The 22,078-nt window shown below is 73.1% G+C and carries 21 protein-coding genes; 5 read left to right on the top strand and 16 right to left on the bottom strand.

Annotation, left to right across the window (positions count from 1 at the left end; translation table 11 throughout):
* The 6 genes from Q0795_RS07460 to clpB all read right to left on the bottom strand — a co-directional run bounded on the left by Q0795_RS07460 (position 1) and on the right by clpB (position 7,722).
* Positions 1–747, bottom strand: a complete 747-nt coding sequence (locus tag Q0795_RS07460; RefSeq protein ID WP_298888428.1) for an LppX_LprAFG lipoprotein — start codon at positions 745–747, stop codon at positions 1–3.
* Positions 748–821: 74 nt separating this feature from the next.
* A complete protein-coding gene (gene pstB / locus Q0795_RS07465; protein WP_298888431.1) occupies positions 822–1,601 on the bottom strand; it encodes a phosphate ABC transporter ATP-binding protein PstB in 780 nt (259 codons plus the stop codon).
* A gap of 22 nt (positions 1,602–1,623) precedes the next feature.
* On the bottom strand, positions 1,624–2,787 hold the full coding sequence (gene pstA / locus Q0795_RS07470; protein WP_298888433.1) for a phosphate ABC transporter permease PstA: 1,164 nt from the start codon (positions 2,785–2,787) through the stop codon (positions 1,624–1,626).
* Entirely contained in the window at positions 2,787–3,740 is a 954-nt protein-coding gene (pstC, locus tag Q0795_RS07475) for a phosphate ABC transporter permease subunit PstC (protein WP_298888435.1), read from the bottom strand. Before pstC ends, pstA begins: the two co-directional genes overlap by 1 nt.
* A gap of 100 nt (positions 3,741–3,840) precedes the next feature.
* Positions 3,841–4,962, bottom strand: coding sequence for a phosphate ABC transporter substrate-binding protein PstS (gene pstS / locus Q0795_RS07480; protein ID WP_298888437.1), 1,122 nt, complete (start codon positions 4,960–4,962; stop codon positions 3,841–3,843).
* Between the two features lie 189 nt (positions 4,963–5,151).
* Complete coding sequence (gene clpB, locus Q0795_RS07485) at positions 5,152–7,722, bottom strand: ATP-dependent chaperone ClpB (protein ID WP_298888438.1); 2,571 nt, start codon at positions 7,720–7,722, stop codon at positions 5,152–5,154.
* A gap of 225 nt (positions 7,723–7,947) precedes the next feature.
* Here clpB and Q0795_RS07490 point away from each other — a divergent pair, with 225 nt between their 5' ends.
* Both Q0795_RS07490 and Q0795_RS07495 read left to right on the top strand, forming a co-directional pair.
* Positions 7,948–8,295 (top strand): hypothetical protein, encoded by a 348-nt coding sequence (locus Q0795_RS07490; RefSeq protein WP_298888439.1) that lies wholly within the window; start codon positions 7,948–7,950, stop codon positions 8,293–8,295.
* 2 nt (positions 8,296–8,297) lie between these two features.
* Positions 8,298–9,740 carry a hypothetical protein gene (locus Q0795_RS07495; RefSeq protein WP_298888441.1) on the top strand — a complete coding sequence of 481 codons (1,443 nt, stop codon included), beginning with the start codon at positions 8,298–8,300 and terminating at the stop codon, positions 9,738–9,740.
* Between the two features lie 3 nt (positions 9,741–9,743).
* Here the strand turns inward: Q0795_RS07495 and Q0795_RS07500 are convergent, their stop codons facing one another.
* Entirely contained in the window at positions 9,744–10,529 is a 786-nt protein-coding gene (locus tag Q0795_RS07500; protein WP_298888443.1) for a ZIP family metal transporter, read from the bottom strand.
* Between the two features lie 141 nt (positions 10,530–10,670).
* Between Q0795_RS07500 and Q0795_RS07505 the strand changes: the two genes are divergently transcribed.
* Entirely contained in the window at positions 10,671–11,189 is a 519-nt protein-coding gene (locus tag Q0795_RS07505) for an O-acetyl-ADP-ribose deacetylase (RefSeq protein ID WP_298888445.1), read from the top strand.
* A gap of 15 nt (positions 11,190–11,204) precedes the next feature.
* On the opposite strand, the gene Q0795_RS07510 is transcribed toward Q0795_RS07505, so the two are convergent.
* Positions 11,205–12,710 (bottom strand): CYTH and CHAD domain-containing protein, encoded by a 1,506-nt coding sequence (locus Q0795_RS07510; RefSeq protein ID WP_298888447.1) that lies wholly within the window; start codon positions 12,708–12,710, stop codon positions 11,205–11,207.
* A gap of 88 nt (positions 12,711–12,798) precedes the next feature.
* The gene (locus Q0795_RS07515) at positions 12,799–13,107 is read right to left on the bottom strand and encodes a ribonuclease E inhibitor RraB (RefSeq protein WP_298888449.1); all 309 of its coding nucleotides are present in this window, start codon (positions 13,105–13,107) and stop codon (positions 12,799–12,801) included.
* Between the two features lie 303 nt (positions 13,108–13,410).
* Between Q0795_RS07515 and Q0795_RS07520 the strand changes: the two genes are divergently transcribed.
* Positions 13,411–14,034 (top strand): GNAT family protein, encoded by a 624-nt coding sequence (locus Q0795_RS07520; RefSeq protein WP_298888451.1) that lies wholly within the window; start codon positions 13,411–13,413, stop codon positions 14,032–14,034.
* Here Q0795_RS07520 and Q0795_RS07525 read toward each other — a convergent pair.
* Genes Q0795_RS07525 through Q0795_RS07535 form a run of 3 tightly spaced genes read right to left on the bottom strand, consistent with a single transcriptional unit; the run spans position 13,946 to position 17,352 of the window.
* On the bottom strand, positions 13,946–15,187 hold the full coding sequence (locus Q0795_RS07525) for an MFS transporter (RefSeq protein WP_298888453.1): 1,242 nt from the start codon (positions 15,185–15,187) through the stop codon (positions 13,946–13,948). The genes Q0795_RS07520 and Q0795_RS07525 overlap by 89 nt on opposite strands.
* On the bottom strand, positions 15,184–16,293 hold the full coding sequence (locus tag Q0795_RS07530) for an ATP-binding protein (protein ID WP_298888455.1): 1,110 nt from the start codon (positions 16,291–16,293) through the stop codon (positions 15,184–15,186). The genes Q0795_RS07525 and Q0795_RS07530 overlap by 4 nt, the downstream gene beginning before the upstream one ends.
* A 42-nt stretch (positions 16,294–16,335) precedes the next feature.
* Positions 16,336–17,352 (bottom strand): threo-3-hydroxy-L-aspartate ammonia-lyase, encoded by a 1,017-nt coding sequence (locus tag Q0795_RS07535; protein ID WP_298888457.1) that lies wholly within the window; start codon positions 17,350–17,352, stop codon positions 16,336–16,338.
* A 149-nt stretch (positions 17,353–17,501) separates the two neighbouring features.
* Here Q0795_RS07535 and Q0795_RS07540 point away from each other — a divergent pair, with 149 nt between their 5' ends.
* Positions 17,502–18,101 (top strand): bifunctional 2-polyprenyl-6-hydroxyphenol methylase/3-demethylubiquinol 3-O-methyltransferase UbiG, encoded by a 600-nt coding sequence (locus Q0795_RS07540; RefSeq protein WP_298888459.1) that lies wholly within the window; start codon positions 17,502–17,504, stop codon positions 18,099–18,101.
* A 32-nt stretch (positions 18,102–18,133) separates the two neighbouring features.
* Here Q0795_RS07540 and Q0795_RS07545 read toward each other — a convergent pair whose 3' ends face one another.
* The 4 genes from Q0795_RS07545 to Q0795_RS07560 all read right to left on the bottom strand — a co-directional run bounded on the left by Q0795_RS07545 (position 18,134) and on the right by Q0795_RS07560 (position 21,917).
* Positions 18,134–19,162: a HAMP domain-containing sensor histidine kinase gene (locus Q0795_RS07545; protein ID WP_298888461.1), complete on the bottom strand. Its 1,029-nt coding sequence runs from the start codon at positions 19,160–19,162 to the stop codon at positions 18,134–18,136.
* A complete protein-coding gene (locus Q0795_RS07550) occupies positions 19,152–19,862 on the bottom strand; it encodes a response regulator transcription factor (protein WP_298888463.1) in 711 nt (236 codons plus the stop codon). Before Q0795_RS07550 ends, Q0795_RS07545 begins: the two co-directional genes overlap by 11 nt.
* Before the next feature lie 121 nt (positions 19,863–19,983).
* Positions 19,984–20,685, bottom strand: a complete 702-nt coding sequence (locus Q0795_RS07555) for a response regulator transcription factor (RefSeq protein WP_298888465.1) — start codon at positions 20,683–20,685, stop codon at positions 19,984–19,986.
* Positions 20,670–21,917 (bottom strand): histidine kinase, encoded by a 1,248-nt coding sequence (locus tag Q0795_RS07560; RefSeq protein ID WP_298888467.1) that lies wholly within the window; start codon positions 21,915–21,917, stop codon positions 20,670–20,672. The genes Q0795_RS07555 and Q0795_RS07560 overlap by 16 nt, the downstream gene beginning before the upstream one ends.
* Positions 21,918–22,078 lie beyond the last annotated feature (161 nt).

Below are 22,078 nucleotides of genomic sequence, written 5' to 3' on the forward strand. Positions count from 1 at the left end.
TCAGGGCTGCGTCACGGTGACCGGCTCGCCGTAGGCGTCCAGCGTCACGGTGTAGGTCGACGTCGCCGGCGGGTAGAACGGCCCGGTGATCTCCACGCTGCGGACCTGCCAGTCCTCCTCGACCAGGCCGTAGGTCACGTCGAACTCGGACTCGGCGTCGCCGACGTAGAGCAGGTCCGTCACCGTCTCCCCCGGGAGCGTGCCGACGACCTGCTGCACCACCTCGGCCCCGGCCCGGGAGCGCTCCCCGAACTCGGGTCCCTGCGTCGCCCCGAGCAGGCCGACCAGGCCGTCCTCGGGGTCGAAGAGCGTCGCCGGGTCGGGCACCCCCAGCTCGGCCGGGTCGGTGTTGACGTGGGCCGGGACGTAGGGCAGCTTCACCCAGAGCTCGCCGTCGAGGGCCACCGTCGGGATGTCGGCCTGGACCCCCGCGATCACGGCGGTGATGGTGCCGTCGAAGGCCGGCGGGTCCATCGTGCCGGCCCCCTCGGCGCTGATGATGTAGGACGTCTCGTCCTCCGGCAGGTCGGTGCCGGTGAGCGTCAGACCGACCGACCCCGCGTCGACCAGCACGTCGTGCGCCTGGGCCAGCCGGTCGGCGGCGGTGGGCGGTGGTGGCGCGGAGGAGGTGGCCGTCTCGTCGGCGTCGTCGCTGCACCCGGCCAGCCCGAGGGCCAGCGCGAGGGCGAGCGCGAGCCTCGACCCGCCCGTCCGGGTGAGGGTATGCCGTCCGCCGCGAGACCTCATACGTCCAGTATCACGCACCCACCCCCGCAGCGGGCGGCAGCGCGCGCGTCGCCGCCCGGACGGGCGGGGACCGGTCACCCGAAGCGGCCGGAGATGTAGTCCTCGGTCGCCTGCTGGCCCGGGTTGTTGAAGATGTTCTGGGTGGAGTCGTACTCGACGAGCTCCCCGGGCTTGCCGGTCGCCTCCAGGTTGAAGAACCCGGTCTTGTCGGAGACCCGCGCCGCCTGCTGCATGTTGTGCGTGACGATGACGACGGTGTAGTCGACCTTGAGCTCGTTGATGAGGTCCTCGATCGCCAGGGTGGAGATGGGGTCCAGGGCCGAGCACGGCTCGTCCATGAGGATGACCTCGGGCTGGATGGCGATCGCCCGGGCGATGCACAGGCGCTGCTGCTGCCCGCCGGAGAGGCCCGAGCCGGGTTTGTCCAGCCGGTCCTTCACCTCGTTCCACAGGTTGGCCCCGCGCAGCGCCTTCTCGGTCAGCTCGTCGGCCGCCTTGCTGGAGATGCGCTTGGAGTTGAGCCGCACCCCGGCGAGGACGTTCTCCTTGATCGACATCGTCGGGAACGGGTTGGGCCGCTGGAAGACCATCCCGACCTGGCGGCGCACATCCACCGGATCCACCCCCCGGTCGTAGAGGTTCTGCCCGTCGATCGCCACCTCACCCTTGACATAGGCCCCCGGGATGACCTCGTGCATGCGGTTCAAGGTGCGCAGGAAGGTGGACTTGCCGCACCCCGAGGGGCCGATGAAGGCAGTGACCGAGCGAGGCTCGATGGACATGGTGACGTCCTTCACGGCGTGGAAGTCGCCGTAGAAGATGTCGAGGTCGGTGACGTCGATGCGCTTGGACATAGGTATGCAGTGTCTCCTGTGGTCAGCGGCCGGTCTTCGGCGCGAACAGCGTGGCGATGAGCCGGGCCAGCAGGTTGAGCGCGATGACGAGCAGGACGAGCAGCAGGGCGGCGGCCCACGCCCGCTCCAGGCTCGGCTCCCGCACGGCCGGGCTCAGTGGCTTGGTGAACATGAAGTAGGCGTAGACGGCGAGGGTGTTCATGGGGCCGTCGAAGGGGTTCCAGTTGAGGCCGCGGGCGTAGCCGATGGCGACCAGCAGCGGGGCGGTCTCCCCGATGACCCGGGCGATGGCCAGGGTCACGCCGGACGCCAGTCCTGACGCCGCCGTCGGCAGGACGACCTTGGCGATGGTGCGCCACTTGGGCACCCCCAGCGCCAGGGCCGCCTCGCGCAGCTCGTTGGGGACGATCCGCAGCATCTCCTCGCTGTTGCGCACCACCGTCGGGATCATGAGGACCGACAGCGCCACCGCGCCGGCCAGACCCATCTTGGCGTCCCTGATCCCGAAGATCTGGGTGAAGAGGGCGAAGGCGAAGAGTCCGGCGACGATCGAGGGGATGCCGGTCATGACGTCGACGAGGAAGCGGATGCCGCGGCTCAGCCGGTTCCGGCCGCCGTACTCGACGAGGTAGATCGCGGTGAACATGCCGATGGGGACCGAGATGACGGTAGCCAGGCCCGTGATGACCAGCGTGCCCATGATGGCGTGGTAGGCACCGCCGACGAAGTCGGCCGAGCCATCGGCATACTGCTGGTCGTTGAGGCCGGTGACCCCGTTCATCGTCTGCGTGAGGAATTGCGGGTCGAAGGCGCGCGCCGCTCCCTCCGCGACCACGGTCCACAGCACCGATGCCAGCGGCACGACGGCGCAGACGAAGGCGAAGTAGACCAGCGAGCGGACGAGATGGTCGACCGCGACGCGACTCCCGGCGATCCGCCGGTAGGTCGCATAGAGCGCGACGAGGTAGGCCACGAAGGACAGCACCAGGGCGGCGGCGATGTGCAGGTCCAGGACCAGCCATGCCACCACGGCGAGGCCGGCGCCCAGCGCTGCGATCACCAGGGCCGGGCGTCGGCCCGCCGGTCGAACCTGGGAGGGGACGATGCCGCTGACGTGGTCCGGTGGGGCGTCGTCGCGGTCTCCGCCCGAGGGCGGACGGGTCTGGGGCTGGGTCGGCAGGCTCATCAGTTGGCTCCGGAGAACTCGCTGCGGCGGTCCACGATCCACCGGGCGAAGAGATTGACGGCGAGGGTGATGACGAACAGCACCAGACCGGCCGCGATGAGCTCGGACAGGCGCAGGCCGGCGGCTTCGGGGAAGTTGAGCGCGATCTCGGCCGGGATCGTGGAGTTGCCGTTGCCGATCAGGTTCAAGGTGAAGACCCCCGGGGCGAGGATGATCGCCACGGCCATCGTCTCGCCCAGGGCACGGCCCAGGCCCAGCATGGTCCCGCCGATGACGCCGGGCATGCCGAAGGGGAGGACCGCGGTCCGGATCATCTCCCACTGCGTGGCTCCCAGCGCCAGCGCCGCCTCCTCGTGCAGCCGGGGCGTCTGGAGGAAGACCTCGCGCGAGACGGCGGTGATGATCGGCAAGATCATGACCGCCAGCACGATCGACGCGGTGAGCAGGGTGCGCCCCGTCGAGGACGCGTCGGCGAAGAAGGGGAGGAACCCCAGGCGCAGCTCCAGCCATTCGAAGAGCGGCACGAGCCTCGGGGCGAAGACCGCCATGCCCCACATGCCGAAGACGACCGAGGGGACAGCGGCGAGCAGGTCGATGACGAAGCCGATGCCCTTGCCGAGGCGGCGGGGGGCGTAGTGCGAGACGAACAGCGCGATGCCCACGGCGATCGGCGTCGCGAGCAGCATCGCGATGATCGAGGCGACGACGGTACCGAAGACCAGGGGGGCGACGTAGCCGAGAAAGCCTCGGGAGCCGCTGATGTCCTCCGACGGTGCAGTCAGTGCCGGGACGGCCTCGAGGACCAGGAAGAGGGCGACACCGGCCAGGATGAGCAGGATGACGACGGCCGATCCGACCGAGGCCCCGGAGAAGACGAGGTCCCCGGGTCGACGTACCGCTGTGGAGCGGCCACGCTCACGTCGTGTCGGCGGAGCGGGAGCGTTGGCGTTCATGAGGCTCCTTCACGGGAGGGCAGTGATGCGGACATCGGATGACCGGCGGTCGACCAGAGGGTCGACCGCCGGTCATCCGTGACAGGTGGACGGACCAGTGTCAGCCACCCTCGATGGTGTCGATGAGGTCCATGGCCCTCTGGCGGGTGTCCTCGGAGATGGGCGCTGAACCGGCGGCCTCGGCGGCGGCCTGCTGACCCTCCTCGGAGACGACGTAGGTCAGGACGTCCTTGACAAGGTTGGCCCGCTCCGGGTCGTCGTAGGCCGTGCAGGCGATGTGGTAGCTGACCAGGACGATCGGGTAGGCGCCGGACTCGGTGGTGTCACGGGCCAGCTCCAGGGCCATGTCACCCTCGAGGCCGGTGTCGGCCGGCTCAGAGGCGTCGACGACCCGGGCGGCAGCCTCGGGCGAGAAGGTGACGAACTCATCACCGACGCCGACCGCAGCGGCCTGCCCCGTGACGACCGAGGCGTCGGCATACCCGATGGTGCCCTCGTTGTCGTTGATGACCTGGATGACGCCGGTGTTCTGCGCCGCGGCCTCGGCCGGGACCGGCCAGGCTGCGTCAGCCTCGTGCGGCCAGGAGTCGGGCGCGGCGGCCGAGAGGTACTCCATGAAGTTCTCGGTGGTGCCGGAGTCGTCGGACCGGTGCACGACGGTGATCTCGGTGTCGGGCAGCTCGGCGTCCGGGTTGTCCTCGGCGATGGCCGGGTCGTCCCAGGTGGTGATGTCCTGGTTCATGATCTGGGCCAGCGTGTCGGGAGAGAGCTGCAGACCGTCGACGCCGGGCAGGTTGTAGGGCACGGCGACCGGGGAGATGTAGACGGGGACGTGGAGGGCACCACCATCGCCACAGGTGTCCGTGACGGCCTCCCGCTCCTCCTCGTCGAGGTAGGCGTCGGAGCCGACGAAGTCGGAGGCGCCGGCGATGAGGTTCTCCCGACCGGCACCGGACCCGACCGAGTTGTACTGCAGGGTGACATCGGGCTGCACACCCTGGTAGCCGGCGATCCAGGCCGTCATCGCGGCCTCCTGTGAGGAGGCGCCCGAGGCGAGCACGTCGCCAGAGAGCATCTCACCGCCCTCCTCACCTGACTCCTCCGAGCCGGCGTCGGACCCCTCGTCGGCGGTGGTCGTCGGCGAGTCGTCGCCGCAGGCGGCGAGCGCGAAGGACGCTGCCATGGCGATGGCGACCGTGCGGGTCAAGCGGTGCTGCTTCACGGGGAACCTCTCTCAACGTCTGTCAGGGATCGTGGCCCCGGGCCGGTGGCGGAGCACCGGCGCGTCCAGGGGCACGCTGGCGGCATCGCCAACGCTTGAGAAGGTAGGAGCCGCACGTGACGCGATCCACGGCCTTGGGTGAACGAGTGGTGAACGAGGGGCGAAGGTCCGGCAGGGAGGACCCCCGGCTCAGCGCAGGGCGAGCTCCCCGGTGCCCTCGTCGAGGTCGACGACGACGTGCGAGCCGTCGCGCACCTCGCCGGAGAGCAGCAGCCGCGCCAGCCGGTCCCCGATCTGGGTCTGCACCAGGCGGCGCAGGGGTCGCGCGCCGTAGGCCGGGTCGTAACCCCGCTCGGCCAGCCAGGCGGACGCGGCTTCGGTGACCTCCAGGCCGATACGGCGTCCCTCGAGGCGGCGGGCCAGCTCGGCGACCTGCAGCCCCACGATGGTGGCCAGCTCCTCGCGGGTCAGCGCGTCGAAGATGACGACCTCGTCGAGCCGGTTGAGGAACTCGGGCTTGAAGCTGGCCCGGACGGTGCCCATGACCTGCTCGCGCTTGGTCTGCTCGTCGGTGGTCGGGTCCACGAGGAACTGGCTGCCCAGGTTGGAGGTCATGACGAGGATGACGTTGCGGAAGTCGACCGTCCGGCCCTGCCCGTCGGTGAGCCGGCCGTCGTCGAGCACCTGCAGCAGGATGTCGAAGGTCTCGGGGTGGGCCTTCTCCACCTCGTCCAGCAGCACCACGCTGTAGGGGCGCCTCCGGACCGCCTCGGTGAGCTGACCACCCTCGTCGTACCCGACGTAGCCGGGGGGCGCACCGATGAGGCGCGCGACCGCGTGCCGCTCGGCATACTCCGACATGTCGATGCGCACCATGGCCCGCTGGTCGTCGAAGAGGAAGTCCGCCAGGCTCTTGGCCAGCTCGGTCTTGCCGACCCCGGTCGGGCCGAGGAAGAGGAAGGAGCCCTGCGGGCGGTGCGGGTCGGAGATGCCGGCCCGCGAGCGGCGCACGGCGTCGGAGACGAGCCGCACGGCGGTGTGCTGGCCGATGAGCCGCTCACCGAGCACGGACTCCATCCGCAGCAGCTTCTCGGTCTCGCCCTCGAGCAGCCGGCCGGCCGGGATCCCGGTCCAGGCGGAGATGACGTCGGCGACGTCGTCCGCGCCCACCTCGTCCTTGACCATCGGCGCGGTGTCGCTGCTGCGCTCGAGCGCCGACTCCTCCTCCTGGGCGGCGACCAGCTCAGCGTCGGCGGCGGGGATCTCGCCATAGAGCAGGCGCGAGGCGCCCTCGTAGTCGCCCTGGCGCTGCAGCCGCTCGGCCTGCGTGCGCAGGTCGTCCAGCCGCGCCTTGAGCTCACCGACCCGGTTGAGGCCGGTCTTCTCCGCCTCCCACCGTGCGGTGAGCGCGGCCAGCTCCTCGCGCCGGTCGGCGAGGTCGGAGCGCAGCTTCTCCAGCCGGGCCCGGGACGCGTCGTCCTCCTCCCGCGCCAGGTGCATCTCCTCCATGGTCAGCCGGTCGACCTGCCGCTGCAGCTGGTCGATCTCGACCGGCGAGGAGTCGATCTCCATCCGCAGCCGGCTCGCGGCCTCGTCCACCAGGTCGATGGCCTTGTCCGGCAGCTGGCGGCCGGGGATGTAGCGGTCGGAGAGGTCGGCCGCGGCGACGAGGGCCGAGTCCTCGATGGCCACCTTGTGATGGGCCTCGTAGCGCTCCTTGAGCCCGCGCAGGATGGCGATGGTGTCCTCCACCGACGGCTCACCGACGAAGACCTGCTGGAAGCGGCGCTCCAGGGCCGCGTCCTTCTCGATGTTCTCGCGGTACTCGTCCAGCGTCGTCGCGCCGACCATCCGCAGCTCGCCGCGGGCCAGCAGCGGCTTGAGCATGTTGCCGGCGTCCATCGAGGAGTCCCCGCTCGCGCCGGCACCGACGACGGTGTGCAGCTCGTCGATGAAGGTGACGACCTGGCCGTCGCTACCGGTGATCTCGGCGAGCACCGCCTTGAGCCGCTCCTCGAACTCCCCGCGGTACTTCGCTCCGGCCACCATCGCGCCCAGGTCGAGGGAGATGAGCGTCTTGTCGCGCAGCGACTCGGGGACGTCCCCGGCGACGATGCGCTGGGCCAGGCCCTCGACGACCGCGGTCTTGCCCACCCCGGGGTCGCCGATGAGGACGGGGTTGTTCTTGGTGCGGCGGGAGAGCACCTGGACCACCCGGCGGATCTCGGCGTCCCGGCCGATGACCGGGTCCAGCTTGCCCTCCCGGGCCATCGCGGTGAGGTCGGTGCCGTACTTGCCCAGCGCGTCGAAGGTGGCCTCCGGGTCGGCGGAGTCCACCCGCTTGCCGCCGCGCAGCGCCGGGATGCGCTCGGCGAGGGCGTCCGCGTCGACCCCGGGCACGGCTCCTGCCCGGGCCAGGGCCAGCAGCAGGTGGTCGGTCGAGACGAAGGTGTCGCCCATGGCCGACATGGCCTCCTGGGCCCCCTTGACGACGCCGTGCATGGCCCGGGACAGACCCGGGTTGCCCATGCTGGACCCGCTGGCCCGCGGCAGGCCGGCCAGCGCGGTGTCGGCGGCCTGCTTGGCCGCCCGCGGGCTCGACCCGGCCGCCTCGAGCAGCGGCCCGGTCGTCGTGTCGCCCTGCTGGCTCAGTGCCGCGAGCAGGTGCGCGGGCTCGACCTGGGCGTGTCCCGCCGCCGCGGCGTCCCGCACCGCGGTCGACAGGGCCTCCTGGGCCTTGCTGGTGAGGTTGAGATCCATGGGTGTCCCCTGTCCTCCCCGACCGGGAGCGGCGAGCTCGACGGCCGTGTCGTGTCGTTCAAGAATGTCTGATGGGGTCAACACCGACAGAGTTGAGCGCATTCCGCTCAACTCTGGGCGGACTCTGGTCCGGTGGCGGAGTGCGGCCGGGCGGGCGTGGCTCTATACTTCCCTCAGGTCCAGCCGTGGCAGGGCGGCTGTCGATCACCAGGAGGGGTACGCACGATGTGCGACGACGGCACCGGCAACCACGAGATGGTCGCCAACCCGCGGCGGGAGCAGATCCGGGCGACGCTGACCAACCTCGCCCCCGGCCTCGAGTCGCTGCGCGCGGCCTTCGACCCGGCCGAGCGCGCGACGATGTCCGCAGGGGCGTGGACCGGGGCGCCCGCGGACAGGTTCGGCGACGGGCTGTCCGCCCGCGCCCGCCGGCTGGGCAGGGCGGCCGAGCAGGCGCGCGAGCAGCTCCTCGAGGAGCTCGCGGCCGAGCCGGAGCAGGTGCGGCGCTGCGAGACCTACGGCACGATCCCGGGATGGCCGCTCACGCTGCCCCCCGTCGGGAGCAGGGGGTAACGATGGCGAAGGTGTCGGTGGACCTCGAGGCGATGCGCGATCTGGTGCGCACCTTGCAGGGGGTGGAGGGCGAGGTCGCGGACGCCGAGTCACGCATCCGGCAGGCGCTGACCGGGCTCGGGCTGTCGGCCCGCGACCTCTCGGGGGTCGCCGAGATCGGCGACTGGGCGACCCGCAAGCACCTGGTGCTGCGCAACCAGCTGTTCTACGCGGAGTGGCTGGCGGCGAGCGCACCGGGCATCCAGCGCACGGTCTCCTACGACCATCAGGCCGTGCCCGACCTGTCCTACGAGGAGGCCAAGCAGTTCGCCGACCGGGCCCGCGACCTCATGGACACCGACAGCATGCCGCCGCCGCAGGAGCTCATCGACCTCCTGGAGCGCTACGGCGGGGACGCGACCTTCGCCCTGCTCGTCCTCGACGGCTACCGCGAGGGCGACGGCTACGCGAGCACGGACATGGGGCCCAGCATCGACCTCGACTACCTCGCGGCGCTCGACGACTCGCCCGCCTCGGAGCGCTTCCTGCAGCTGTATGCCGGGTCGCTCGGAGTCCTCAGCCACGAGTTCGACTTCCCTGGCGCCGAGGACGTGACCGACGCGCGCGCGTTCGCGCTGCTCGCCAGCCGCGGCGAGTGGTCCGCCGACTGGCTCGTCGGCCTGGGTGAGGACGTCATCCGCATCGAGCAGCAGGACCCCGAGGCGTGGGCGGCCGAGATGACCGAGACCTCGCGCTTCCGCTACGACCGCCTGCCCGTGTTCCGCGACCCGCTGGGCGCGGACGTCATCGACCCGATGCCCTGGGTCCTGGAGGCGATGAGCACCAACCCGGAGGCCCTGCGGGCGTTCCTCCTCGGTGGCGAGGACGTCCCGATCCGGGTCGAGGACGGTGACGACGAGTACGACGTGGACATCCCCGCCCACCTGCGCCACCTGGCCCTGGAGCGCGCGTGGGTGCAGGACCGGGGAGCCAGCCTGGGCGCGGCCCTCGTCGAGCTCTCCGCCGTGGACCCGGGCAGCATCGACCAGCACCTGGAGGACCTCGACCGCCTCAAGCCGATGGAGGGCTTCAACCCCCTGTCCTTCTTCACCCACCTCGGGCTGGACGTCGTCGGCCTGGTCCCGGGTCTGGGTGAGTGGGCGGACGGCCTCAACGCCGCCATCTACGTCGGGGAGGGCAAGTACCTCAACGCCGGCTTCTCCACCGCCGCCGCGATCCCTGGTGCGGGCACCGGGTCGACCATCGCCAAGTGGATCTCGACGATCAACCGCGCCGGCGACGCCGGCGGCGCCACGCTCACGGCGAAGGACGTCCAGGACCTCATCCGCTTCCGGCACCACGCCGTGCAGGGCGACGGCCAGGCAGGGCCGGGGCTCGACGTGCTCGACACCACGGACCTGGAGCAGCAGAGCGTCGGAGGGTGGCAGGGCGCACCCGCGCGCTGAGCCTCACAACCGCAGCAGGGCCAGCGAGACGACCATGACGACGGCCCCGAGGAAGAGGCCGACCAGCACCTCGCGGTGGCCCACGGCATACCGTCGGGCCCCCGGGACGAGCTCGAGGAGGCTGACGGCCACCATCATCCCCGCGACCAGCCCGAGCGACAGGTCCAGCCAGTCGGCGGGCAGCACGGCCCGGAGGGCGAGGTAGCCGAGCAGGCCACCGAGGGGCTCGGCGAGTCCGCTGAGGGTCGCCCACAGCATCGCCTGCCTCCGGTTGCGGGTGGCCGCGTAGATGGGGGCGGCCACCGCCAGACCCTCGGGCACGTTGTGGATGGCGATCGCGAGCGCCAGGACCGCCCCGCCCGCAGGGTCCTCGACGGTCGACAGGAAGGTCGCCAGGCCCTCCGGCAGGTTGTGCAGCGTCACCACGAGGGCGATGAGGACACCGCTGCGCAGCAGGGTCGGGTCCAGGCCGCGCACATCGGGCGCCCCCGGCGCCGGGCGGTGCGGGCGGTGCGGGAGGAGCCGGCGGAGGGCGTAGACGACCCCGGCCCCGAGGGTCATCGCGCCGAACACCGAGGCGACAGCGGCACCCCGACCGAGCGCCGTGGACATGCTGTCGAGGGCGGCGGGGGCGATCTGCAGGAGCGAGATGGTCATCATCAGGCCCGCCGCGAAGGCCAGGGCGAGCGCCATCATGCCCGGCCTCACCATCGCGGACCGTGTGCCGACCACCCCGCCGACACTCGTGGCCAGCCCGGCGAGCAGGGTGACGCCGAGAGCGAGCAGCACGGCATACCTCCTCGCGGGCGGCGGGTCGGACCGCGACGGCGTCACGGCGACGGCGGTGGGTGGGGTCGGCCGCACGACCGTACCGCCCGCCCCGGGCTCCGACGGTCGCAGACCTCGGCAGGTCGGGGCACGATGGGGACCATGCGCATCACCGCTGAGCACGGGGACCTCACCACGACGAGCGTGGACGCCGTGGTCAACGCCGCCAACTCGACGCTGCTGGGAGGCGGTGGTGTGGACGGCGCGCTGCACGCGGCCGCGGGGCCCGAGCTGCTGGAGGAGTGCCGCAGGGTCCGCGCCGCACGCTGGCACGACGGCCTCCCGGTCGGCGAGGCGGTCGCGACCGGCGCCGGGCGGCTGCCGGCGCGGTGGGTCATCCACACGGTCGGGCCGGACCGTCGTCGCGGCCAGACGGACCCCGAGCTGCTGGCGTCCTGCTTCCGCCGCAGCCTGGAGGTGGCGCAGGAGGTGGGTGCCCGGACGGTCGCCTTCCCGGCGGTCAGTGCCGGGGTCTTCGGCTGGGACGCCGCGCAGGTGGCGGACGTGGCGGCGCGTACGGTGCGGGCCACCGCCCCGGCGGTGCCGTCCGTGGAGGAGGTCCGCTTCGTCCTCGTCAGCACCGAGGTGCTGGCGCACTTCGAGCGCGCGCTCGGGGACTGAGACCGCCCACGCCCGTCAGGGCCAGCCGTGCTCCAGGGCCCGACCGAGCGCCGCCTCTGCCTCCTGCACCGCCTGGGCGCGGGCGGCCTCCCGGGCGGCAAGCAGGTCGTAGGTCTGGCTCGGCTCCCCCGCGCGCCGAGCGGTGTCGGCGAGTGCTCGTAGCCGGTCGACAGCCAGGGCCGCGTCCTGGACGGCACCCAGCGTCTCGGTGACCTGCTCCCACGCCTCGGCGGCCCCGGAGGCCTGCCCGCCCAGGGTCGGGGCGAGAGCCTCGCAGGCGTAGCGCACGGCCTTGGCCCGCTTGCGGGTCTCGTGCAGCAGGCGCACCCGCTGCTCGCCCTCGGCCCGGGCAGCGGCGTCGGCCTCCGTCCGCGCCCGGTCGACGGCCCGCCCCACGAGGTCCGGCAGGACCGTGCCGGCGCGACCGCTGGCCCGTCCCCGCCACGGCGGCGCCGCCAGCAGCTCCAGCAACCGGTCCACCAGCTCGAGGTAGCGCTCGGAGTCCAGCACCTGGACGAGCGCGTGGTGCGCCGCCGCGTGGAGCTGATCCAGCTCGGAGCGCACCCGCTCGCGCACCGGGCCGACCACCTCGTGCTCCGCCAGGTCCTGGACTGCTGCCAGGAGGTGGTCGCGCACCACCTCGGCGTCGCGCGGCTCCCCCAGCGCGGTCGCGAACCACCGGATCTCCTCGCGCAGAGGATCGGTGACCTCGCGGTCGAGGAGCCGGCGGAAGGTGCGCAGGGAGCTGCGCAGCCGTCTCGTGGCGACCCGCGTCCGGTGGACCGCGTCCGGCACGTCGGCGCGCACGTCGCCCTCCCGGGCCACGATCACCGCCACCTGCGCCGCGAGATGGGCCAGCACGACGTCCGCGGCAGGTCCCTCGGCGGAGGGTGGCTCGCCCCGCCGCGCGCGCTCCGGCCGGTCGCCCAGGGCGCGCGTCAGCTTGGAGGGGTGGTCGGCCAGCGGCACCCCCTGGCCCTCGAAGGAGCTGGCGAGCTGCTCGAGCAGCCCCGTATCGCCGTCGACGAGCTCGACCTCCAGCTCACGCCACGTGTCCCCCGCCGGCAGGGCGGTCACCCGGTCGTCGCACAGCTGGGCGAGCACCACCTCCGGGCGGACAGGGTCGAGGAGGTCGAGCTCGACGCGGTGGGTGACCAGCACGGCCGACGGGAGCAGGGCGCCCTCAGCTCCGTCCGGCAGCTCCTCCCCCAGGGCCACGCGGAGCTCCTCGTGCAGGGCCCGCGGCACCCGAAGCCGGCCGGGGCCGTCCCCGAGCGGGGCGTGCACCTCCAGCCGGGTGCCGTCCGGGCGCGGCAGCTTGAGGTGCCAGCCGGCGTCCGCACCACCCTCGCGGCGGCGCAGCGTGATGCGGTGTGAGACGAGGCACAGGTCCTGGGTGTCCACGTAGACGGCACGCATGCGCTGCTCCCGCACCGGCCCCACCTCGACGAGGTACCCCACCTCGGGGAGCGGGTCAGCTGCGCCGATGGTGAACTTCAGCTCGGACTCGACCTGCCTCATACCCGCCTCTCTCCCACATCGACGCGCCGCCCGACCCGGTCGAGTGACCTGCCGTCGGTGCACCGTCGACCCTAGGTGGCCCGGTCGGTCAGTGGGTGGCGGGCCGCGGGTCGCCCGGCTCGTCGTACCACCCGCCGTGCTCGCGGGCCAGGTCGGTGAAGCGCTCGCGCAGCGCCTCGTAGGCCCCGCCCCCGGACGCGTCGGGCAGCCGGGTGTCACTGATGTGCACCACCCACCCGGCCTCGCCCTGCCCCTGGTGGCGTTCGGACTCCGGGACGACGCGCACCTGCAGGAACCCCTCCGCGCCCAGGTCCTCGGCGATGGCCTCGGCCACCTCGCGGTCCCGCAGGGCGACGAGGTGCTCGCTACCGGGGTGCGCGGACTGCGTGGTGGTCACGCCTGCAGCGTAGGAGGTGCGCGCCCGCCCCGGCCACAGGCGCTCAGGGTGTCGACGATCCACCCCGGTCAGTCTCCAGACACGTCACACTGAGTCGTCCTCCGGATCAGCGCGCCACTGATCCACCATCAGACTCAGCCCGCCACTGACCCCTTCCTCGGATCAGGGCGCCGATGACCCGCCACCGGATTCAGCCCGCCACTGATCCGGTATCTGACTCAATGTGACGTCTCGGCGACCTGGTGGCCTGGGGTGCCCGGAAATTTGTGCCGCCCTGCGGCGCGCATCAGTAGCATCGGCCCGGTGCCCGCGCTGCTCACCGACACCCCCACGCTGACCGGCGGCCTGGTCGAGCTCCGACCGGTCGCTGCGCACGACGTCGTGCGGTTGCACGCGTTGATGCGCGACCCCGAGGTAGGCCGGCTCACCGGGTCCGTGCACGACGACTCGGAGGACGAGACCGACCCGTGGACGGTCGCGCAGCTGCAGGAGGTCTACGCCCGCTGGGCCGACGACACCGACCGGCTGGTCTGGGCGGTCGTCGACCGCGGCACCGGCCAGGTCGTCGGCGAGGCGGTGCTGCTCGACCACGACCCCGGCAACTCCTCCATCGGCTTCCGCATCTGGCTGGGGGTTTCACGCGACCGTGGTCTCGGCACCGAGGCGACACGCCTCGCGGTCGGGCACGCCTTCGAGGTCCTGGGGCTGCACCGGGTCGAGCTCGAGGTCTACGCGTTCAACCCGCGCGCGCGGCGGGTCTACGAGAAGGTCGGCTTCGTGCTCGAGGGGACGAGGCGGGAGGCGCTGCGGTATGCCGACGGCTGGGTCGACTGCCACGTCATGGGGATCCTGGCGCGGGAGTGGCCACCACCTCTCGACCCAGGGTCTCCGGCGCGCGGAACCACACGGCCGCCCCCAGCACGCTGACGACCCCGGTGACGGCCAGCGCCGCCCCGAAGCCGACGAGGTCGACCACGGCCCCGATGAGCACCGGTCCGACGATGACGCCGACGTCGGTCGCCATCTGGTAGGTGGACAGCACGGTGCCGCCCTTGCGCTCCTGCCCCACGATGTCGGCGACCGCCGCCTGCTGCGCCGGGTTGACGAAGCCCGCCCCCACACCGGAGACGAAGCTCAGCCCTAGCAGCACCGCGAGCGAGGCGACGACGGCGAGACCAGGGAGCAGGCTCAGCCCGAGCACCCCCAGCGACAGCCCAGAGGTGGTCATCCCCACGATGACGAGCGGGCGCCGGCCCACCCGGTCGGCCAGGCGGCCGGTGACCTGCAGCGTGATCGCTGTGCCCAGCGCCGCGGCCGTGAGCGTCGCGCCGGCCACCCACGGCTCGTCCAGCACCGCCGCCGCGAGCAACGGGATCACCGCCATCCGTACCCCGAGGTTGGCCCACCCGTTGGCCACGCCGCACGCCAGCGCCGCCCGGTACGCCCGGTCGCCCAGCGCCTCCCGGACCGTGAGGACCGGCCGGTCCTCCTCGCCCGGCGGCGGCCGCAGCCTCGCCCCGCCCAGCCCCAGACCCACGACCAGGGCCGCGACGACGAGCGCGACGGCATACACGACGAAGGGCAGCCGCATCCCCCATCCGGCGATGAGCCCGCCGATGACCGGGCCCAGCATCGACCCGATGATGAACGAGCTGCCCCACAGCGAGCTCACCCGTCCTCGGATCGTCGGTGGCGCGAGCCGCACCACGAGGGCGATCGCCGAGATGGTGAACATCGTCGAGCCGACCCCACCGAGGCCGCGGAAGACGAGGAGCTGCCAGTAGGTCTGCGCGTACGCCGTGGCGAAGGAGGAGACGGCCACGATGAGCAGCCCGGTGAGATAGACCGGACGCTCTCCCAGTCGCTGCACCAGCCGGCCACCCACCGGCGCGAAGACCAGCCGGCAGAACGCGAAGGCCGACACCACGACCGTCGCCGCGGTGGCGCCCACGTCGAACGAACGCGCGAACCCCGGCAGCACGGGGGACACGAGACCGAACCCGACCGCGATGACGAAGGACGCGCCGACGAGGATCCAGATCTCGGAGGGTATGCGGACCCGCTCGCCGACCGCGCTCACCCTCGCCTCAGGTGCTCGCGCAGGTAGGGCAGGGCCATGTCGACGAGGCCGTGGCCGACCGGCGCGATGAGCTCGCGGTCGATGAGCCGGCCGCGCACGACGTTGCCGTGCTGCTTGCTCACCCCCAGCCGGGCGGCCACCTCTCCCGTGGACGAGGGGCCCTCGTCGAGAGCCATGGCCCGCAGGTAGTCGAGCTGGCCCTGCGGCACCTGCCGCAGGGCCGGGGTGTGCACCAGCCGGCTCATCCGGTCGATCACGACCGGCAACGTGGCCTCCACGTCCGCGAGGGTGATGACCTCGTCCTCCCCGGCAGCACGCCAGGCCTGGTAGCCCACGAGCTGCAGCAGGTAGGGGTAGCCGTGCACGACGTCGGCCAGCCGCTCCCCGGCCTCGGCGCTGATCACCCGCCCGGCCTCGCGAACCGTCCGGACGGCGGCGTCCAGCACCTCCGCGCGCCGCAGCGGAGCGAGGTCGACGCGCTCGGCCCGTCGCAGGAACGTCGAGCCCTGCTGCCCCAGGAGGGCCGCGATCCCCGTCGGCAGACCGGCCCCCACGAAGGCGATCTCGCTCTCGTCCCGCAGCAGGTGCTGGTAGGCGGACGCCAGCCGCGCGACGTCCTCGATGGGAGCAGCCTGGACCTCGTCCAGGGTCAGCAGCACCCCGGTGCCGTGCGACCGGGCGATCCCGGTGAGTCGCTGCAGCATCGTCGCGACGCTGGGGGTCGTGGGGTAGGTGTCGGAGGTGTCCGTGGACACCGACCCCACGGCGCTGATGCTGCCGCCGGTGATGCGCCGCCGCTGGGAGGCGGGATCGTGCTCGGTGAGGCGGGCGGGCAGCACCGTCCGCTCCAGCTCGCTCATCAACCCCGGACCCTCCGGGAGCCGCAGCACGTGCCAGCCGCGGACCCGGGCCCGTTCCTCCAGCTCGTTGAGCAGGACGGTCTTGCCCATGCCGCGTGCCCCACTGAGCAGGATCGAGCGCATGGGCGACCCCGGGCCCTCGTCGAGGGCGATGTCGAACTCGTCGAGCAGGTCGGCCCGGCCCGCCACCACCCGGGGGCTCGTGCCGAAGCTCGGACGGAAGGGGTTGCCCCCGCGCGCGCCCATCGGCACACCTCCCTCCCTGCCGCGTTATACCTGTTATATCTGTTATACCACGGTCTCGTCGTTTGACCTGTTGTACCCCAGCAGCTGCCCGTACCGCTCCGGGTCCACGTTGCCACCGGTGAGCACCACGCCCACGCGCTCACCCTCCTGCACCGGCACGGCCCCGCTCAGCACCGCCGCGAGGCCCAGCACCCCCGTGGGCTCGACCACCTGCTTGAGCGTACCGGCGACCAGCGCCATCGCCGCGACGAGCTCCTCGTCGGTCGCGGTCACCACCGCGTCGACCCCGTCGCGCAGGATAGGGAAGGTCAGCTCGCCGAGGTGCTGGGTCTGCGCCCCGTCCGCGATCGTCACCGGGGTGTCGATGTGCACGATCCGTCCCTCCTCGAGGGAGCGGCGCGCGTCGTCCCCGGCGGCGGGCTCCACGCCATACACCCGGGCCTGCGGGCAGAGGGCGCGCACGGCGAGGACGGACCCGGCCAGCAGCCCACCCCCGCCCAGCGGCGTGACCAGGACGTCGAGCGGGCCGGCGTCCTCGACCAGCTCCCGGGCCGCCGTGCCCTGCCCCGCGATGACGTGCGGGTGGTCGTAGGGCGGGACCACGGTGGCCCCGCGCTCCCGCGCGATCTCCCGCCCGATCTGCTCCCGGTCCTGCGTGTACCTGTCGTAGCGGACCACCCGGGCGCCGTAGCCCAGCGTGGCCTCCACCTTGAGCCGGGGCGCGTCGTGGGGCATGACGATGGTCGCCGGTATGCCCAGCTCACGGGCCGCGAGCGCGACCGCCTGGGCGTGGTTGCCCGAGGAGTAGGCCACGACCCCGGCCTCCCGCTGCCCCGCGTCGAAGGCCGAGAGCGCGGTGAAGGCGCCCCGGAACTTGAACGCCCCGACCCGCTGCAGGTGCTCGGCCTTGAGCAGCAGCCGGGCGCCCACCTGCGCGTCCAGCCGGCGCGAGGTGAGGACGGGGGTCCGGTGGGCCACCCCCGCCAACGTCGCCGCCGCGGCCTCGACGTCGGCGTAGGTCGGAGCGGTGGGAAGCGGCATACCCGCAGCGTGCGTCATGCGGTAAGGATTCGGCAACACCACCGCCCCCTCGGAGCGCGGTCTCGGCTTTCATCCCCGAGCGGTGAGAGAGGGCGCGGCGGCGCTAGGTTGAGCGCCCGGCCGACGGCATACCGGATCCGTCGCCCGCCCGATCCGAGGAGTCCTGCATGCCCCACCGCCCCACCCGCTGGGAGCTGGCCGGCGACCACACCCGTGAGTTCGGCGAGCGCTTCGCGCGCCTGGTCGCCGAGGGGGCCGACGTCGACGGGGAGGCGCGGCTGGCCGACGTGCTGGTGCCTCGACGCGCCCGGATCCTCGACATCGGCTCCGGTATGGGGCGGGTGGCGGCCGCGCTGCAGTCCCGCGGCCACCGGGTCACGGCCGTGGAGCCGGACCCGGCCCTGGTGGAGCAGTCGCGGCGGACCTATCCCGGACTGGCGGTGACGCAGGCCGACATCCTCGAGGTGGACCTCGAGCCGGGCTACGACCTCGCCGTCCTCGTGGGCAATGTCATGGCCTTCCTCGCCGAGGGGACCGAGCGCGAGGTGCTCGGGCGGGTACGCGGCCTGCTCGGTCCCGACGGGCGGGTGCTCGTCGGGATGCACCAGCAGGGCGGGCCGGAATCCGCGCGGCGCTACCCGCCGGAGGAGCTCGAGGGGGACGCCCGGGCCTGCGGTCTCGGCGTGGACCTGCGCGCTGGCTCCTACGAGCTGCACCCGCCGGGGCCGGACTACTCGGTGTGGGTCCTCTCGCCGATCGGCCCCTGAGGGCAAGTCCCTCCCGCGCGTCCGGTGCAGCCCTACCGCGCGTCCGGTGCGGGGATGTGGCGCGGGAGGGTGATCCGGACGCGGCAGCCGGCTCCGTGGTTGGCCAGCGTGATCGTGCCCCCGCTGCGCTCGACGAGGGCGCGGGCGATGGTCAGGCCCACGCCGACCCCGGCACCCCCCGAACGGGCGGTGCTGCCGCGCCACCCGGGCTCGAAGGCGTGGGCGAGGGCCTCCTCGGCCAGCCCGCCGCAGGCGTCGTCGACGTGGAGCACGACCTCCTCCGCAGCCGGATCCGCCGCGACGTGCACCACGACCTCGGCCCCGGCTGCGGACTCCCGGACCGCGTTGCTCACCACGTTGGCCACCACCCGGTCGAGCTCGCCGGCGACCGCCCGCACCGGCGCCGGCCCGTCACCGGCCACCCGCACGCTGACCTGCTGCTGCTGCGCCACCGGCTGCTGGCTCGCCACGACCGTCGCCGCCACGTCCGCCAGGTCCACCGCCTCCCCGGGGTCGGCGGGCGCGCTGCTCCGCAGCCGGCTGAGCTCGAGCAGGTCGTCAACCATGACGGTCATCCGGTCCGCCTCGGCCCGGATGCGGCGGTGGTAGTCGTCCTGGTCGGTGACGAGACCGTCCTCGAGAGCCTCCGACATCACCCGGATCGACGACAACGGGGTCCTCAGGTCGTGCGAGGCCCAGGTAATCATGTCCTGCCGGGAGCGGGCGAGCTCCAGCTCGCGCTGCTCGTCGGCGAGCCGCTGCTGCGCCCGCCGGTCCAGCCGCCGCACGCTGCGGAAGAGCAGGACCCCGATCGCCAGGGCCACCGGCGCCGCGGCCAGCAGCACCAGCGCGATGAGCGTCGCGTCGTGCTCGGAGAGGAACATCGCCCGCGTGGTCACGACCACCCCGGCGGCGACGCTCGCCACCCCCACCACGGGACCCAGGAGGGTCGCCGCCGCCGGGGAGCGCCTGGCGACGAGCAGCGTCAGCGCGGCACCGGCCAACCCGACCGCTCCCGCGGTGCCCGCGGCGAGGGTGATCGCCTCCAGCTCAGGCCTCATCGGCATACCCCTGCGCCCGGTCCCACCGGTAGCCCCGTCCCCAGACCGTGCTGACCCGCGCCGGCCGGGACGGGTCGTCCTCGACCTTCTCGCGCAGCCGCCGCACGTGGACGGTGACGGTCGAGCGGTCCCCGACCTCCCACCCCCACACCTCGCGCAGCAGGTCGTCCCGGTCCAGCACGACCCCGGGATGGGTCATGAGGTGCACGAGCAGATCGAACTCTCGGCTGGTGAGCGCCAGCTCCCTCCCCGCCCGGACGGCCCGGCGGGCCCCGCGGTCCACCACCAGGTCACCGTCCTCGAGGGTGCCGGTGGGCGCGCCGCCGGGCGAGCTGCCCGCGGCGCGACGCAGCAGACCCTGGACGCGCAGCACGAGCTCCCGGGCGCTGAACGGCTTGGTGACGTAGTCGTCCGCGCCCAGCTCCAGGCCGGCGATCCGGTCCTGCTCGGCGCTCCGGGCGGTCAGCATGAGCACCGGCACGTCCGGGTCGATCGCCCGGATGCGCCGCAGCACCTCGAACCCGTCGATGCCGGGCACCATGACGTCGAGCACGACCACGGCGGGCCGCACGTCCGGGAAGGCCCGCACCGCCACCAGTCCGTCGGCGGCCTCGTGGGTGGGCAGCCCGGCCCGGTGCAGGTAGGCGCAGATCACCTCCCGCACCGTCCCCTCGTCCTCGACGACCAGCACCGTGCTCACCGCCTCAGGGTATGCCGCGCCCCGGCGGCCGGATCTTGCGAAAGGGTGACGGCCCGTCCCGTTCCGTCGCGTCCCGTCCCGTCCCCGGGGCTGGGGTGCGGTCGGGAGGCACTCGGCGTGGTCAGCCTCCCGCGTCGCCGTCCTGCGCGTCATGGACGAGCAGGGCGATCTGCACCCGGTTGGCGAGGCCGAGCTTGGCCAGGACGCTGGAGACGTGCGCCTTCACCGTCGGCACCGACAAGAAGAGCTCCCGGGAGACCTCGGCGTTGGAGCCGCCCCGGGCGACCGCCCGGGCGACCTCGCGCTCCCGCTCGGTCAGCTGCGCCAGCGCCGCCCTGGCCCGCCCGGTCCGCTCCCCACCCGCGGCTGCCGGGGCACCCGAGACCTCCCGCACGAGCAGGGCCGCGACCGACGGCGAGAGGGCGTGGTCACCCGCCGCGACCTCGTGGACGGCGGCGACCAGCTGGGCCGGCGGCGTGTCCTTGAGCACGAACCCGCGCGCCCCGGCCCGCAGCGCCTCCAGCACGAGCGCGTCGGCGTCGAAGGTGGTGAGGATGAGCACCTGGACGTCGGGGTAGGCCGCGAGCACCTCCCGGGTGGCGCTCACCCCGTCCGTGCGCGCCATCCGGACGTCCATGACGAGCACGTCCGGCCGGTGCCGTCCGACCAGCTCGACCGCCTGGTCGCCGTCCTCCCCCTCGGCGACGACGTCGACCCCGTCGGGCCCGCCCAGCAGCATGCGCAGGCCGGCCCGCACCAAAGGGTCGTCGTCGATCATCACCACCCGTGGACGGGACGCCCCCGCCGTCACCTCGTCTCCCACGGCAACCAGACTCGCACGACGAAGACCCCCGGCCCGCCGCCGGCCTCGAAGGTGCCGCCGACGAGGGTGACGCGCTCCTGCATCCCCGTGAGACCACGCCCCGGCGCCCCCGGGTCCTCGGCCGCCGGGCGCGGCACGACGTTGCGGACCTCCAGGCTCAGGCCGGTCGACTCGTCCCCGGACAGGTCCACCTCGACGGCGGCCCCCGGGGCGTGCTTGCGGGCGTTGGTCAGAGCCTCCTGCACGACGCGGTAGGCGTGGCGTCCGACCCGGTCGGAGAGGGTGACGCTGCGGTCCCACAGACCCGGCGAGGCGGTCAGGTCGACCGGGTGGCCACCCGTCGTCACCTCGGCCGCGAGCGAGGGCAGGTCGGTCAGGGTGGGCTGGGGCGCCTCAGTCTGCGCCCTCCCGTCGGCCTCCTCCTCCCCGCGCAGGACACCGAGCACGTCGCGCAGCTCCTGCAGCGCCCGGTGCGCACCGTCTCGGACCACCTCGGCGCTCTGCACCCGCTCGGCGTCGGTCAGGTCCGGGCGGTGCGCGAGCGCGCCCGCGTGCATCGCGACGAGCGAGAGCCGGTGACCCATGACGTCGTGCATCTCGCGCGCGATCCGGGCACGCTCGGCGGTCCGGGCCTGCGCCACCCTGGCCGCCTGCTCCCGGTGCGCCGTCTCCGCCTGGCTGCGCCAGCTCTCCACGAGCTGGCGCCGACCACCGATGTTCCACCCGATGAGCGACACGAGGGCGAACAGCAGGACGCTGATCAGCGCGATGAGCCCGGCGTACCAGGGCGAGGCGACGTCGGAGAGCATGTCGATGCCGAGCTGGCGCGCGATGACGAGCTCGTAGTAGAGACCCGCACCGATGTTCACCGCACCGACCACCAGCAGAGGTCTCCACCGGCGACGGCTGGCCAGCGAGAGCGCCGCGAGGAGGGAGGCGGGCACCGCCAGTGAGGACACCACCAGGGCGGCGCTCGTGAGCACCGCGACCGCGACCGGGAACCGGCGTCGCCAGAGGACCAGGACCACGGCCAGGTGACCGACGAGCAGGTCGGCCAGGAGCAGCGCGTCGACCCGGACCGGGTAGCTGCCCAGCTCCTGCGAGCCGGCCGGCGAGCCGCTGAAGGTGACGGCGAGGATGAACAGGCCGGCTGCCCACACCACCAGGACCCGCCAGGCGTGGCCCCACCAGCGCAGGGGCGGAGGGCCCGGGACCGGGCGCGGGGACGTCATACCGCAGCAGCGTAGGCGGGTGGCTGGCGGTCCGCCTCGGCCGTCGGTCGCGGCTGTCTACGACTTTCGTCGGGGTCGGGGCCGCGCAACGGGCGACCGAGGACCGACCGAGGACCGACCGTGGGCCGATGTGGCGGGGTGGGCCCGTCACCGAGAGTGGG

The organism is uncultured Serinicoccus sp. (assembly GCF_947487915.1).
Lineage (GTDB): Bacteria > Actinomycetota > Actinomycetes > Actinomycetales > Dermatophilaceae > Ornithinicoccus.